This window comes from Pseudomonas sp. H1_G08 (assembly GCF_054681355.1).
The window spans coordinates 42753-56639 of record NZ_CP162822.1 but is presented as its reverse complement, the minus strand read 5'-3'; the positions used below and the strand labels follow the sequence as shown (position 1 = coordinate 56639).

Here is a 13887-nt window from a genome sequence, read left to right as displayed (position 1 = left end):
CGTTAGCCCCCTTCCTATAATCGAGGCGCTTACCCAAGCGCCGTCGATCCCTGTGCTTACCCGGCACTGCCCGGATCCTGACTGTTTCCGCTGCAAACCGACGACTGTTCCTACTCGAAACAGCGCTCGCGCCCTACCCCACATCCCTGGGTGTTCGACCATAATAATTCGCTCCACTGGAGCTCATGACTGTCAGGGATCACCGCATGACGACCCATACCGCTTACAGCGAAACCGCGCCTGCCCAGCCGACCAATTCCGCCACCCGCGTGGCCACGGCAAGCTTCATCGGCACCGCCATCGAGTTCTACGACTTCTACGTTTATGCCACTGCTGCGGCGCTGGTGATCGGTCCGGTGTTCTTTCCGCAGACCTCCGGCACGGCGCAGATGCTTTCCGCTTTTCTCACTTTCGGCATTGCCTTCCTCGCCCGACCACTGGGTTCGGCACTGTTTGGCCACTTCGGCGACCGCATCGGGCGCAAGTCGACGCTGGTCGCCTCGCTGCTATTGATGGGCGTGTGCACCACCTTGATTGGCGTGTTGCCGGGCTACGACAGCATTGGTGCCTGGGCGCCGATTCTGCTGTGCGTGCTGCGTTTCGGTCAGGGCCTGGGCCTTGGCGGCGAATGGGGCGGTGCGGCGCTACTGGCTACGGAGAACGCGCCGAAGGGCAAACGCGCGTGGTTCGGCATGTTCCCGCAGCTCGGGCCATCGATTGGTTTTCTTGCGGCCAACGGCCTGTTCCTGACCTTGGCCATGACCCTGGATGACGAACAGTTCCGCAGTTGGGGCTGGCGTATTCCGTTTCTGCTCAGCGCGGCGCTGGTGATGGTCGGTCTGTATGTGCGCCTCAAATTGCATGAAACGCCAGTGTTCGCCAATGCGATCGCCCGTCAGGAGCGAGTGAAAGTGCCGCTGGTCGAGTTGTTCAGCCAATACTGGGCGCCGACCCTGCTCGGTGCGGCGGCGATGGTGGTGTGCTATGCGCTGTTCTATATCTCGACGGTGTTTTCCCTGAGCTACGGCGTGGCCACGCTGGGTTATAGCCGCGAAACGTTCCTCGGCCTGCTGTGCTTTGCCGTGTTGTTCATGGCTGCAGCGACACCATTATCCGCTTGGGCCAGCGACCGTTACGGGCGCAAACCGGTGCTGATTATCGGTGGCGTGCTGGCGATTCTGTCCGGGTTCCTGATGGAGCCATTGCTGACGCAGGGCTCGACCTGGGGCGTGGCGCTGTTTCTGTGCATCGAGTTGTTTTTGATGGGCGTGACATTCGCACCGATGGGCGCGCTGTTGCCTGAGCTGTTTCCGACCCACGTGCGTTATACCGGCGCTTCAGCGGCGTACAACCTGGGCGGCATCGTCGGGGCCTCGGCGGCGCCGTTCTTTGCGCAGAAACTGGTGGCGATGGGCGGGTTGAGCTATGTCGGCGGGTATGTGTCGGCGGCGGCGGTGTTGAGCCTGATTGCGGTGTTGTGCTTGAAGGAGACGCGCAACAACGATCTGAATCAGGTTGCCTGACGGAAGATCAAGAGCTTCGCGAGCAGGCTCGCACCCACAGGGAAATGCATTCCAAATGTGGGAGCGACCTGCTCGCGAATGGATGCCGCGACCCGGTTTACAGCTCGACAACAACCGCCTGCGACGCACGGGTCGCCTTGGCGCGAGCAGCCTCGATCGACTCATCCCGCGCCAGCGCTACGCCCATGCGGCGCTGACCGTTCACTTCCGGCTTGCCGAACAGACGCAGCGCGGTATCCGGCTCGCTCAACGCAGCGCCCAGATTGGCGAATGCGGTCTGGGTCGACTGGCCTTCAACCAGAATCACTGCCGACGCCGACGGGCCGAACTGACGGATCAGTGGTACCGGCAGACCGAGAATGGCGCGGGCATGCAGGGCGAACTGCGACAGGTCCTGGGAAATCAGCGTCACCAGACCGGTGTCATGCGGCCGTGGCGAGACTTCGCTGAACCACACCTGATCACCTTTGATGAACAGCTCGACGCCGAACAGACCACGGCCACCCAGTGCTTCAGTGACTGCTTTGGCAACGCGCTCGGATTCAGCCAGAGCAATCGGGCTCATGGCCTGCGGCTGCCAGGATTCCTGATAGTCGCCCTTCTCCTGACGATGACCGACCGGTGCGCAGAAGGTGGTGCCGCCAATGTGGCGCACGGTCAGCAGGGTGATTTCGTAATCGAAATCGATGAAGCCTTCGATGATCACCCGACCTTTGCCGGCGCGACCGCCCTCTTGCGCGTAATCCCAGGCTTTTTGCACATCATCGGCGCTGCGCAGCAGGCTCTGACCCTTGCCCGACGAACTCATTACCGGCTTGACCACGCAGGGGAAACCCAGGTCCTGAACGGCTTTGCTGTAGTCCTCGAAGGTGTCGGCAAAGTGGTACGGCGAGGTCGGCAGATCCAGCTCTTCGGCAGCCAGACGACGGATACCTTCGCGGTTCATGGTCAGTTGCGCCGCACGCGCGGTCGGAATCACGGTGAAGCCTTCGGCTTCCAGCTCGACCAGCGTGGCGGTGGCGATGGCTTCGATTTCCGGCACGATGAAGTGCGGCTTCTCGGCTTCGATGACTGCACGCAGGGCGGCGCCGTCGAGCATGTTGATCACGTGGCTGCGATGGGCGACTTGCATGGCCGGCGCGTTTGCGTAGCGGTCGACGGCAATCACTTCAACGCCCAGGCGCTGCAGTTCGATTACCACTTCCTTGCCCAACTCACCACAGCCACACAGCAATACGCGGGTCGCGGTTGGCGACAATGGAGTTCCGATACGGGTCATCTCAGGTCCTCAAAGGAAGCGGATCATCGAGGAAAGCCACGCAGGTGCGCTTTCCATGGGGAGAAAGCGCGGCATTTTACATGAACCCGAGGGTTTGGCTTCAGCTGGCGACAGCCTGTTTGCGATCACGCCAGGCCATGATCAGCCAGACGGCGGTAACGCCGGCGAACTTCGAGGCCAGCGCGGTGATGATCACCGGCGGCGTCAAGGCGTCGATCATGCCGAAAAAGATGAAGGTATCCAGCGGAATGCTCAGCGCCGAACTGATCCATAGACGGTCGCGCAATGGCCGCTTGGTGATGCTGAACACCAGCCAGTCGATGCACTCGGAGATCGCGAACGCCGTGGCGCTGGCCAGCGCGATGGAAGGGTCGGAGGTGATGTAGGAAAGCACCAGCGCCGCCAGCATCGCCACGATCGCGCCGTGACCGAAGCGCGTTTGCACCATGTCGCGCAGCACGAACACCAGCCCGCCCCAGGCCGACCAGATGATGTCCAGGTGCGGTGCGGTGGAAAAGGCGAAGTTGATCAGCACGACGCTGCTGATGTAGGCGATGAGAAAGATCATGGTGGCGGCCTGTCGATTTGGCGCACAGGTTACTTGAGCGCCGGTATTGCGCCAATAGGTGCGGTGACAGGACCGACGTCTTCGCGAGCAGGCTCGCTCCCACAGTGGAACGCATTTTCAAGGTGGGAGCGAGCCTGCTCGCGAAAGCGGTGGTTCAGACGCCTGACTTCGCGGGAATCATCCAGACCAATCCACTCGCCTTCGCCCGTTCATGACACAACCCCAGCACCACGCGGCGCTCGTCATTGTTCATGCGGCCCCAGCGGGTGATCTCCGCGACCGTGCGCTGGCACCCGGTACAAACGTCATCTTCGTCCAGCGCGCAGATATTCACACACGGCGAGGCAACGGGTCGTTCAACAGTCGTCATTGTTCCTGCTCGACCAGATCGCGGGCGTAACGCTGCGAGTTATGCACATAGTGCGCGGCGCTGGCTTCGAGCATCTTTTTCTGCGCCTCGGTCAGTTCACGCACTACCTTGCCCGGCGAGCCCATCACCAGCGAGCCGTCGGGAATTTCCTTGCCTTCGCCGATCAGCGAATTGGCGCCGATGATGCAGTTCTTGCCGATCTTCGCGCCGTTGAGAATCACCGCGTTGATACCGATCAGGCTGTAATCGCCGACCGTGCAGCCGTGGAGCATGGCGTTGTGGCCGATGGTCACGCCGGTACCGATGGTCAGTGGATAGCCCATGTCGGTGTGCATCACCGTGCCGTCCTGCACATTGCTGTTCTTGCCGATGAGGATCAGTTCGTTGTCGCCGCGCAACACAGCGTTGAACCAGACGTTGGCGCCCTCTTCCAGGCGGACCTTGCCCACCAGTACGGCATTGGGCGCGACCCAGCTCTGTGGATGGGTTTCGACACGGGCGTCGCCCAGGCGGTATTTCATTTTGTTTTCCTCGGGCTCACGGCCGTTCGAACGACGGCTCAGGTATCGATAAAACTTTTCGGCGGTCGGTGCAGGCTGATTTTGGCGTCATAGAGCAGGTTGATCAACTCGACGATCATGATCGCCGTCAGGCCCCAGATCTTGTACTCGCCGTAGCGATAGCTCGGCACGTACCAGCTGCGGCCCTGATAGTCGATGCGATGGGTATGCTCGCGCGGGTCCTTGCGGAAGAATTCCAGCGGTACGCTGAAGACGGCGGCGATCTCGGCATCGTTGGGCTGGTATTCGACAAAGTCGGGAATCACCCCGACATACGGCGTTACCTTGATGCCGTGCAGGGAAATCAGCGGACTCAGCGGGCCGATGACTTCGACCAGACCCGGTGGCAGGCCGATTTCTTCTTCGGCTTCGCGCAGCGCGGTGAAGATCAGGTCCGGGTCTTCCGGGTCGCGGCGTCCACCAGGGAAGGCGACCTCGCCGCCGTGGGTCGAAAGCCCGCTGGCGCGCAGGGTCAGGACCAGTTCCGGTTCGTCACTGCGGGTGATCGGCACCAGCACGGCGGCTTCGGGAAAACGTGCGTCGGTCTCCAGCGTGCGCGGTGTGTGGTTGCTTACCCTATGCAGTAGCTCGTCCAGCATGAGTGTTCTCGATCGGTGCCTTGCTCCGCATCATGCACCAATCAAAGCGAGCGCCCAAGCCCCCGAAACCCGTCGTGTCGCGAAACGACAACTTGCCGACCGGCCCCGCTGCACGCCAAGATAGGCGCAGCATTCAGGAACCCGAGCATGAAATTTTGCAGCCACTGCGGTAACCCGGTCACCCAGCGCATTCCCGAAGGCGACTCGCGGCTGCGATTTGTCTGCGACAGCTGTCAGACCATTCACTACCAGAATCCCAATATCGTCGCCGGGTGCGTACCGACCTGGGGGACGAAAGTGCTGCTCTGCCGCCGCGCCATCGAGCCGCGTCTCGGTTACTGGACGCTGCCTGCCGGTTTCATGGAAAACGGCGAGACCATCGAGCAGGCCGCCATCCGCGAAACCGCCGAGGAAGCCTGCGCCCGGGTACGCAACCTGAGCATCTACACGCTGATCGATGTGCCGCACATCAGCCAGGTGCATGTGTTCTTTCGCGCCGAACTGGCTGATCTGCAGTATGCGGCCGGGCCGGAAAGCCTTGAAGTGCAGCTGTTCGAAGAAGCCGACATTCCCTGGGACGAGCTGGCTTTCCGCACGGTCGGGCGTACCTTAGAATGCTTCTTCGCTGATCGGCGCGTCGAGAAGTATCCGGTTCGTTCGGAATCGATTCCGCCATTGGTTCAGCCGGTGATTGTTGGCTAGAAGATCAAAAGATCGCAGCCTTCGGCAGCTCCTACCTAAAACCTGATTGCGTCACTCCCTGGGGAATCGTTTCAATGCGCTGGTTGCTTGCCCTGCTGTGCCTGTCGTTCGTCAGCGTTTCACAAGCGTCATTCGTGACCACCGTGACGCCCTCGAACACTCCACTGATCGAAAAAGTCCTGGTACTCAAATCAGCCCATCAACTGCAGCTGATTGCCGACGGCAAGCCGCTGAAGACCTATCGCATTTCCTTGGGCAAGGGCGCGAAGAAAGGCCCGAAACTGATCGAGGGTGACAAACGCACACCCGAAGGTTTCTATTGGATCGACTGGCGCAAGACCAGCGACAAATTCAACCTGTCGATGCACATCTCCTACCCGAACATCAGCGATGCCGCCCGCGCACGTCGTGAAGGCGTCGAGCCTGGCGGGATGATCATGATCCACGGCACCCCGGACTCGGCAGACAACCCGGAGCAGTTGTTCCATACCCTCGACTGGACCGACGGCTGCATCGCCATGCGCAACGTCGACATGCGTGAAGTGTGGAATCTGGTACCGGACGGCACGATGATCGAGATTCGTCCGTAACCTCGACCGCTGGTCACCGCAAAAAAAATAAATCAAAAGATCGCAGCCAGCGACGGCGCCTACAGGGGTGATACCACTCTCAACTGTAGAAGCTGTCGCAGGCTGCGATCTTTTGCTTTTTATAGGCCATCACTAATACCACTTTAAACACTGCCCCCTGAAAACCGCCAATCCATTGGGTCATACGCCGGTTCATCGCGTTGACATGGTATTCAAGTGGTATTAGCTTCCGTCGCACAAGCGAGCCACAACAATCCTATACTCGCGACGGAAACGACCTACATGAACGACCTCCAGCCCCTACGTCCTGACGATTCCCAGCCGACGCCGCTGTACTTGCAACTGGCGCGCAATCTGGAAGCGGCGATTCATGCCGGGCAGTGGAAGGCCGAACAGGCGATGCCGTCCGAGCGCAATCTCAGCGACCAGCTCGGCATCTCCCGGGTCACCGCACGCAAGGCGCTGGAAGTCTTGCTCGAGCAAGGCCTGATCCGCCGCCTGCAAGGCTCGGGCACGTTCATCACCCCACGCCTGGAACAACCACTGTCGCGTCTTTCCGGCTTCAGCGAGATGCTGCGCCTGAAAGGTTTCGTGCCGAGTTCGAAATGGCTGGAGCGGGAGATCACCCTCCCAACCCACGAAGAACTGATCCGCCTCAGCCTGTCGCCGAATGACAAGGTGGCGCGCATGAAGCGCCTGCGCAAAGCCGATGACACGGTCATGGCGATCGAGATGAGCACCCTGCCCGCGTCGATCATGCCCAGGCCGCAAGCGGTGGGCGATTCGCTTTACGAATACCTCGACGGCATCGGCAAACCGATCGTCCGCGCCCTTCAGCACATCCAGGCAATCAACGCCTCTGACGAATTCGCCGCACTGGTCGGCATCGCCCCCGGCACCGCCATGCTGCTGATGACCCGGGTCGGTTATCTGGAAGACAACACGCCGATCGAAGTCACCGACACCTATTGCCGCAACGACTACTACGACTTTGTTGCAGAGCTTCGTAGATAAAGAGCCGCGTCGCTGAGCGCGGCCCCAAGCGAGAACGAAAATGTCCGAAGACAACATCCTCACCGCCAGCGGCTGGGTTCGCGGCCGGCTGATTCACGAACACGGCAAGGTCGTGTCGATCGAAGGCGTGCCCTGCGATCCGGCCGCTAACGATCTGCCCTATCTGCTGCCGGGTTTCATCGACCTGCATGTGCATGGCGGCGGCGGCAAAGACATCATGGAAGGCGCAGAAGCCTTCGAAACCATCAGCAAAACCCACGTGCGTTTCGGCACCACCTCGCTGTTGGCCACCACCATGACCGCGCCGAGTGCGGAGATCTCAAATGTCCTGAAAGAGGTAGGAAAATTCTGTGAACAGCGTCCGAAAGGCGCCGCGCGTGTCCTCGGCGTGCACCTTGAAGGCCCGTACATCAACCCGGGAAAACTCGGCGCTCAACCGAACTTCGCCCACACCGCGTTGATGGCAGAAGTCGAAGAATATCTGGCGCTGGCGCCGATCCGCGTCATCACCATTGCCCCGGAAATCGCCGGTCACGACGGGTTGATTCGCGAACTCAGCAGCCGTGGCATCCGCATGCAGATCGGCCACACCCTCGGCAGCTACGAGGAAGGCGTCGCCGCATTGGCTGCCGGTGCCAGCAGTTTCACTCACCTCTATAACGCTATGAGCCCGCTGCATCACCGCGAGCCGGGCATCGTCGGCGCAGCACTGGCCCACGCCAAATACGCCGAGCTGATTCCCGATCTGCTGCACGTGCACCCCGGCGCCATCCGCGTGGCCCTGCGCTCGATTCCGTGCCTGTACTGCGTCACCGATTCGACCGCCGCCGCCGGCATGCCCGACGGTGAATACAAGCTTGGCAGCCACACCGTGACCAAATGCCTGGGCGGCGTGCGTCTGCCCGACGGCACGCTGGCCGGCAGCACCCTGACCATGGATCAGGCCCTGCGCAATCTGGTGAAGATCGGTTTGCCGATCGCCGAAGCCTCGCAGCGTCTGTCGCAATTTCCCGCCGACTACCTCGGCATCACCGAACGCGGGCGCCTTGCCCCCGGCGCCTGGGCCGACTGCGTGCGGCTCGATCGCTCACTCACACTGACCGCCGTCATGGTCGAAGGAGAAGACATTGACTTCAAAAATGCTTGAAGAGGCGCTGTCCTCGTTCGAGGCCGTGCAAGCCCAACTGCAACAGCTCGACGCGCCGATGATCGAGATCGCCGGGCGCCTGCGCCGCCAGCCGCCGCAAGTGGCGATGACCGTCGCCCGTGGCAGCTCCGACCACGCAGCGAGCTACTTCGCCTACCTGACCATGCAGCAACTGGGCGTGCCGGTGGCCTCGCTGCCGATGTCGGTGGTGACCATGCAGCAGGCGCCGCTGAAAGTCAGCGGTCAGGTCGCCTTTGCGTTTTCGCAGTCGGGGCAGAGCCCGGATCTGGTCAACAGCCTGCGCCTGTTGCGCAAACGTGGCGCGCTGAGCGTGTCGATGGTCAATGCCGCCGATTCGCCCCTGGAGGCAGCTTGTGAATTCAGCCTGCCGCTGCTTGCCGGGACTGAAAGCAGCGTCGCTGCGACCAAAAGCTTTATCGCCACCCTCAGCGCCAGCGCGCGTTTGATCGCGCACTGGAAAGAGGACAGCGAATTGCTGCAAGCCCACGATGCGCTGCCAGAAGGCCTGCGCGAAGCGGCTAAACAGGACTGGAGCTTGGCCATCGAAGCCCTGCGCGATTGCGAGCGCCTGATGGTGATCGGCCGCGGAGCCGGTTTCGCCATTGCCCAGGAAGCGGCGCTGAAGTTCAAGGAAACCTCGGCGATTCAGGCCGAAGCGTTCAGCAGCGCCGAAGTCCGTCACGGCCCGATGGCATTGATCGACGAACACTATCCGCTGCTGGTATTCGCCCCACGCGGCGCCGAGCAGGCCGGCCTGCTCAGCCTCGCGGCAGAGATGCGTCAACGCGGCGCCCGGGTCTTGCTCGCCGCGCCAGATGACGTCAGCGAACGCGACCTGACCTTGACACGCGCCGAACACCCGGCCCTCGACCCGATTCTGGCGATCCAGAGTTTCTACGTAATGGCCGCAGGCCTGGCCGTGGCGCGGGGCATGGACCCGGATCAGCCGCGCCATTTGAGCAAAGTGACCCGCACGCACTGATAGCCGTTGACGGATGTACTCCGTGTAGGAGCTGCCGAAGGCTGCGATCTTTTGTTTTTTTCACGTAGCGAAAAAACAAGATCAAAAGATCGCAGCCTTCGGCAGCTCCTACAGGGGGCATCGAACCGAGATTCAACTGATGAGACCCAGCCATGCCCGACAACAATAAAGAGCTGACCCTCAGCGCCCCGCTCAGCGGACCGGTGCTGACGCTCGCCAACGTCCCGGACGCGGTGTTCGCCAGTGGCGCGATGGGCGACGGCATCGCCATCGACCCGCTCAACGACACGCTGTATTCGCCCTGCGCCGGCGTGGTCATCCACGTCGCGCGCAGCAGCCATGCGGTGACCGTGCGCGCCGACAACGGCGCGGAAATCCTCCTGCATCTGGGCCTCGATACCGTTGAATTGAACGGCGAAGGTTTCGCCATGCTGGTCAAGGAAAGCGATCGCGTCAGCCTCGGTCAGCCGCTGCTGCGCTATGACCTGGACAAGGTCGGCCAGCACTGCAAAAGCCTGGTCAGCCTGTTGATCCTGACCAACAGCGCGGATTTTCAGGTGCGGCCGATCACCCTCAAAACAGTGAAAGTCGGCGAGCCGCTGCTGCACATCATCGCGCGCAATGTGGTGGCGGCGAATACCGATACAAGCGGCGGGCCTGAGGTTCGTGGCCAAGTGCGGGTCGCTCATCGCGGCGGCTTGCATGCGCGCCCGGCTGCGCTGATCCGTCAGACCGCCCAGGGTTTCAGCAGCCATTCACAGCTGCACTTCAACGGTAAATCGGCGCCGTGCAACAGCCTGATCGGTTTGATGGGTCTGGCCATTGGCGAGCAGGATGAGGTGCAGGTCAGTTGTCAGGGACCGGACGCCGATGCCGCATTGCAAGCTCTGCTCAGCGCATTGGCCACGGCGCTGCCGGACGATCTTCACGCGCAAGCGCCGGTCAGCACTGCGGCGCCGAAACGCCCTGCCGAGGCAGGTGTGTTGCACGGTGTTTGCGCGGCGCCGGGGCTGGTGGCCGGGCCGTTGTTTCGCTTGAACGCGATCACCTTGCCGACGGATACGGGCCATCACGATCCGGTGCAACAGCAGCCGATTCTTGAAACGGCATTGAACGCGGTGCGCAGCGAAATCGCCGCCACCCTCGCCCAGGCGAAAAAGCACAGGAACGCCGACGAAGAAGCGATCTTCGCCGCACACATGGCGCTGCTCGAAGACCCGGCCCTGCTCGACGCCGCGCAGCAATTCATCGCGCAAGGCACCGCTGCGACGCACGCCTGGAGTCAGTCGATCGACACCCAGTGCGACATGCTCCAAGGCACCGGCAGTCCGCTGCTGGCCGAACGTGCCAACGATTTGCGCGACCTCAAGCAACGCGTCCTGCGCGCTCTGCTTGGCGAGGCCTGGGGATACCAGGTTCCGGCCGGCGCCATCGTCGCCGCCCATGAACTGACGCCGTCGGATCTGCTGCAACTCAGCGCGCAAGGTGTCGCCGGGTTGTGCATGGCCGAGGGCGGCGCGACCTCCCACGTAGCGATTCTGGCGCGCGGCAAAGGTCTGCCGTGCCTCGTCGCTTTGGGCGCGCAATTGCTAGAGCAACCGCAAGATCAGGCCGTGGTGCTCGACGCTGACGGCGGGCGCCTCGAATTGACGCCAAACGCCGAGCGCCTGAGCGAAGTGCAACAGGCACAAATCGAGCGCCGGCAGCGTCGCGACAGCCAACAGGCCAAAGCCCATTTGCCCGCTGAAACGCGCAATGGCGTGCACATCGAAGTGGTAGCCAATGTCGCCTCAAGCAACGAAGCGGCAGACGCATTTGCCAACGGTGCTGATGGTGTAGGCCTGTTGCGCACCGAGTTTCTCTTCGTAGATCGCCAGACTGCACCGGACGTCGAAGAACAGCGCAGCGCCTATCAAGCGGTCATCGATGCCATGGGCGACAAGTCGGTGATCATCCGCACCATCGACGTCGGTGGCGACAAGCAACTCGACTACCTGCCACTGCCCGCCGAGGCCAACCCGGTGCTCGGTTTGCGCGGGATTCGTCTGGCCCAGGCGCGCCCGGAAATTCTCGATCAGCAACTGCGCGCGCTGTTGCAGGTCAAGCCATTGCCGCGTTGCCGGATTCTGTTGCCGATGGTCACCGAGGTCGACGAGCTGCTGCACATCCGCCAGCGCGTTGATGCCTTGTGCCTTGAGCAGGGGATTACCGAGCGCCCGGAGATCGGCGTGATGATCGAAGTCCCCGCCGCCGCGCTGCAAGCCGAGCAACTGGCCGAACACGCCGACTTCCTCTCGATCGGCACCAACGATCTGTCGCAATACACCCTGGCCATGGACCGCGACCACGCCGGGCTGGCGGCGCGGGTCGATGCCCTGCACCCGGCGTTGCTGCGCCTGATCGCCATGACCTGCGAGGGTGCGGCGGTACACAAGCGCTGGGTCGGCGTCTGCGGCGCCCTCGCCTCCGACCCGCTGGCGACGCCGGTGCTGATCGGCCTGGGCGTCACTGAACTGTCGGTGAGCCCGGTGCAGATCGGTGAAATCAAGGAACGCGTGCGTCAGCTGCATGAAGCCGAATGTCAGCGCCTGAGCCGCGACTTGCTCAAGCTGTCCAGCGCCGCCGCCGTTCGCCACGCCTGTCATCAACATTGGCCTCTGCGCTAACAAAAACAAAAAGGACAAACGCCATGTACCAACTCTTCATCGAAGGCCTGCAACGCCTCGGCCGCGCGCTGATGCTGCCGATCGCGATCCTGCCGATTGCCGGCCTGCTGCTGCGCCTGGGCGATACGGACCTGTTGAACATCGCGATCATTCACGATGCCGGGCAAGTGATTTTCGCCAATCTGGCGATGATTTTTGCCATCGGCATCGCCGTCGGTTTCGCCCGGGACAACAACGGCACCGCCGGCCTGGCCGGAGTGATCGGTTATCTGGTGATGATCTCCACGCTCAAGGTGCTCGATGCGAGCATCAACATGGGCATGCTCGCCGGGATCGTCAGCGGCCTGATGGCCGGTGCGCTGTACAACCGCTTCAAGGACATCAAGCTGCCGGAGTATCTGGCGTTCTTCGGTGGCCGGCGTTTCGTGCCGATTGTCACCGGTTTTGCAGCGGTGGCGCTGGGCGTGCTGTTCGGCTATATCTGGCCGCCGATCCAGCAGGGCATCAACGCGTTCGGCGCGCTGATGATGGAAAGCGGCAGCATCGGCGCCTTCGTCTTCGGCGTGTTCAACCGCCTGCTGATCGTCACTGGCCTGCACCACATCCTTAACAACATGGCGTGGTTCGTCTTCGGCAACTTCACCGACCCGACCACTGGGGCATTGGTGACCGGCGATCTGTCGCGTTATTTCGCCGGCGATCCGAAGGGTGGGCAGTTCATGACCGGCATGTTCCCGATGATGATCTTCGGCCTGCCCGCCGCGTGCCTGGCGATGTATCGCAACGCGTTGCCGGAGCGGCGCAAGGTGATGGGCGGGATCTTCCTGTCGATGGCGCTGACCTCGTTTCTGACCGGTGTGACCGAGCCGATCGAATTCGCCTTCATGTTTCTCGCGCCGTTGCTGTTCCTTCTGCACGCGCTGCTGACCGGGCTGTCGATGGCGATCACCAACGCCCTGAACATTCATCTGGGCTTCACCTTTTCCGGTGGTTTCATCGACATGATTCTCGGCTGGGGCAAGTCGACCAATGGTTGGCTGGTGGTGCCGGTCGGGCTGGCTTACGCGGTTATTTATTACCTGGTTTTCGACTTCTGTATCCGTCGTTTCAACCTGAAGACGCCGGGGCGCGAAGACGTCGCCAGCGCCGAAAAAGCCGTGCTCTCGGAAACCGAACGCGCCAGTGCGTATATCAAAGCCTTGGGCGGCGCCGAGAATCTGCTCACCGTCGGCGCCTGCACGACCCGACTGCGCCTTGAGATGGTCGATCGCAACAAGGCCTCGGATGCCGAGCTGAAAGCGCTGGGCGCGATGGCGGTGGTGCGCCCGGGCAAGGGCGGCAGCTTGCAGGTCGTGGTCGGGCCGTTGGCTGACAGCATTGCCGATGAGATTCGCTTGGCCATGCCTGCGCTGGGCCGTACAACTTTGGCAGAAACCGTAGTAGTTGCCGATGAGCCGACGACTGTCGCGCTTACCCGCAACGAGGCGCAGCAATGGCTGAATGCGCTGGGCGGTCGCGACAATGTGCTGCAACTCGACTGCATCGCCATGACCCGTATTCGCCTGCAACTGGCCGATGCCAAGGCGCCGTCCGAGGCGCAGCTCAAAGCGCTCGGCTGCCTGGGTGTCAGCCGGTTGGACGGTGGCGTCTGGCATTTGCTGGTGGGGGACAAGGCCGCGAGTTTGAGTGGCGCGATCGAGGCGTTGCTGAGTCGCGGGGAGGTCAGCGCGCAGGTTTGATCTGCGCGGGTGGCGGGAGGGCTGGAGCGGGCGCCGAAAATCCGGCACGCGCACGATACATGAATACCACCCTCCTCCACGCCCTGCTCGCCATGCTGGCCCTTCATCCCCAGCATGGAAATCGTGC

General features: G+C 62.1%; 13 protein-coding genes. 8 read left to right on the top strand and 5 right to left on the bottom strand.

Features of this window, described 5'->3' with window-relative positions; genetic code table 11:
- Positions 1 to 206 precede the first annotated feature (206 nt).
- Positions 207 to 1523 (top strand): MFS transporter, encoded by a 1317-nt coding sequence (locus AB4N85_RS00235; protein ID WP_041478199.1) that lies wholly within the window; start codon positions 207 to 209, stop codon positions 1521 to 1523.
- A gap of 97 nt (positions 1524 to 1620) precedes the next feature.
- Here AB4N85_RS00235 and purT read toward each other — a convergent pair whose 3' ends face one another.
- The 5 genes from purT to AB4N85_RS00210 all read right to left on the bottom strand — a co-directional run bounded on the left by purT (position 1621) and on the right by AB4N85_RS00210 (position 4899).
- The gene (gene purT / locus AB4N85_RS00230; RefSeq protein ID WP_024011715.1) at positions 1621 to 2802 is read right to left on the bottom strand and encodes a formate-dependent phosphoribosylglycinamide formyltransferase; all 1182 of its coding nucleotides are present in this window, start codon (positions 2800 to 2802) and stop codon (positions 1621 to 1623) included.
- A 100-nt stretch (positions 2803 to 2902) separates the two neighbouring features.
- Positions 2903 to 3370: a VUT family protein gene (locus tag AB4N85_RS00225; RefSeq protein WP_110600213.1), complete on the bottom strand. Its 468-nt coding sequence runs from the start codon at positions 3368 to 3370 to the stop codon at positions 2903 to 2905.
- Between the two features lie 154 nt (positions 3371 to 3524).
- Positions 3525 to 3740, bottom strand: a complete 216-nt coding sequence (locus AB4N85_RS00220) for a DUF1289 domain-containing protein (RefSeq protein ID WP_039759143.1) — start codon at positions 3738 to 3740, stop codon at positions 3525 to 3527.
- Entirely contained in the window at positions 3737 to 4261 is a 525-nt protein-coding gene (locus AB4N85_RS00215) for a gamma carbonic anhydrase family protein (RefSeq protein ID WP_016771546.1), read from the bottom strand. Before AB4N85_RS00215 ends, AB4N85_RS00220 begins: the two co-directional genes overlap by 4 nt.
- A 38-nt stretch (positions 4262 to 4299) precedes the next feature.
- The gene (locus tag AB4N85_RS00210; RefSeq protein WP_122610740.1) at positions 4300 to 4899 is read right to left on the bottom strand and encodes a CoA pyrophosphatase; all 600 of its coding nucleotides are present in this window, start codon (positions 4897 to 4899) and stop codon (positions 4300 to 4302) included.
- Positions 4900 to 5046: 147 nt separating this feature from the next.
- Here AB4N85_RS00210 and AB4N85_RS00205 point away from each other — a divergent pair, with 147 nt between their 5' ends.
- From AB4N85_RS00205 to nagE, 7 genes are all read left to right on the top strand, one after another.
- Positions 5047 to 5601, top strand: coding sequence for an NUDIX hydrolase (locus AB4N85_RS00205; RefSeq protein WP_056783116.1), 555 nt, complete (start codon positions 5047 to 5049; stop codon positions 5599 to 5601).
- Between the two features lie 74 nt (positions 5602 to 5675).
- Positions 5676 to 6191: a L,D-transpeptidase family protein gene (locus AB4N85_RS00200; protein ID WP_024011712.1), complete on the top strand. Its 516-nt coding sequence runs from the start codon at positions 5676 to 5678 to the stop codon at positions 6189 to 6191.
- Positions 6192 to 6473: 282 nt separating this feature from the next.
- On the top strand, positions 6474 to 7205 hold the full coding sequence (locus AB4N85_RS00195) for a GntR family transcriptional regulator (RefSeq protein WP_056783114.1): 732 nt from the start codon (positions 6474 to 6476) through the stop codon (positions 7203 to 7205).
- 40 nt (positions 7206 to 7245) lie between these two features.
- On the top strand, positions 7246 to 8352 hold the full coding sequence (gene nagA, locus AB4N85_RS00190) for an N-acetylglucosamine-6-phosphate deacetylase (RefSeq protein ID WP_150636231.1): 1107 nt from the start codon (positions 7246 to 7248) through the stop codon (positions 8350 to 8352).
- Entirely contained in the window at positions 8333 to 9355 is a 1023-nt protein-coding gene (locus AB4N85_RS00185) for an SIS domain-containing protein (RefSeq protein WP_252868844.1), read from the top strand. The genes nagA and AB4N85_RS00185 overlap by 20 nt, the downstream gene beginning before the upstream one ends.
- A 152-nt stretch (positions 9356 to 9507) precedes the next feature.
- Positions 9508 to 12021 carry a phosphoenolpyruvate--protein phosphotransferase gene (ptsP, locus tag AB4N85_RS00180; RefSeq protein ID WP_460066517.1) on the top strand — a complete coding sequence of 838 codons (2514 nt, stop codon included), beginning with the start codon at positions 9508 to 9510 and terminating at the stop codon, positions 12019 to 12021.
- Between the two features lie 23 nt (positions 12022 to 12044).
- The gene (gene nagE / locus AB4N85_RS00175) at positions 12045 to 13760 is read left to right on the top strand and encodes an N-acetylglucosamine-specific PTS transporter subunit IIBC (RefSeq protein ID WP_460066515.1); all 1716 of its coding nucleotides are present in this window, start codon (positions 12045 to 12047) and stop codon (positions 13758 to 13760) included.
- The last annotated feature ends 127 nt before the right edge of the window (positions 13761 to 13887 follow it).

What these genes read in the sequence shown, in the direction of transcription:
- AB4N85_RS00235 (WP_041478199.1), top strand. Translation starts at nt 207, where the DNA reads ATGACGACCCATACCGCTTACAGCGAAACCGCGCCTGCCCAGCCGACC.
- purT (WP_024011715.1), bottom strand. Translation starts at nt 2,802, where the DNA reads ATGACCCGTATCGGAACTCCATTGTCGCCAACCGCGACCCGCGTATTG.
- AB4N85_RS00225 (WP_110600213.1), bottom strand. Translation starts at nt 3,370, where the DNA reads ATGATCTTTCTCATCGCCTACATCAGCAGCGTCGTGCTGATCAACTTC.
- AB4N85_RS00220 (WP_039759143.1), bottom strand. Translation starts at nt 3,740, where the DNA reads ATGACGACTGTTGAACGACCCGTTGCCTCGCCGTGTGTGAATATCTGC.
- AB4N85_RS00215 (WP_016771546.1), bottom strand. Translation starts at nt 4,261, where the DNA reads ATGAAATACCGCCTGGGCGACGCCCGTGTCGAAACCCATCCACAGAGC.
- AB4N85_RS00210 (WP_122610740.1), bottom strand. Translation starts at nt 4,899, where the DNA reads ATGCTGGACGAGCTACTGCATAGGGTAAGCAACCACACACCGCGCACG.
- AB4N85_RS00205 (WP_056783116.1), top strand. Translation starts at nt 5,047, where the DNA reads ATGAAATTTTGCAGCCACTGCGGTAACCCGGTCACCCAGCGCATTCCC.
- AB4N85_RS00200 (WP_024011712.1), top strand. Translation starts at nt 5,676, where the DNA reads ATGCGCTGGTTGCTTGCCCTGCTGTGCCTGTCGTTCGTCAGCGTTTCA.
- AB4N85_RS00195 (WP_056783114.1), top strand. Translation starts at nt 6,474, where the DNA reads ATGAACGACCTCCAGCCCCTACGTCCTGACGATTCCCAGCCGACGCCG.
- nagA (WP_150636231.1), top strand. Translation starts at nt 7,246, where the DNA reads ATGTCCGAAGACAACATCCTCACCGCCAGCGGCTGGGTTCGCGGCCGG.
- ptsP (WP_460066517.1), top strand. Translation starts at nt 9,508, where the DNA reads ATGCCCGACAACAATAAAGAGCTGACCCTCAGCGCCCCGCTCAGCGGA.
- nagE (WP_460066515.1), top strand. Translation starts at nt 12,045, where the DNA reads ATGTACCAACTCTTCATCGAAGGCCTGCAACGCCTCGGCCGCGCGCTG.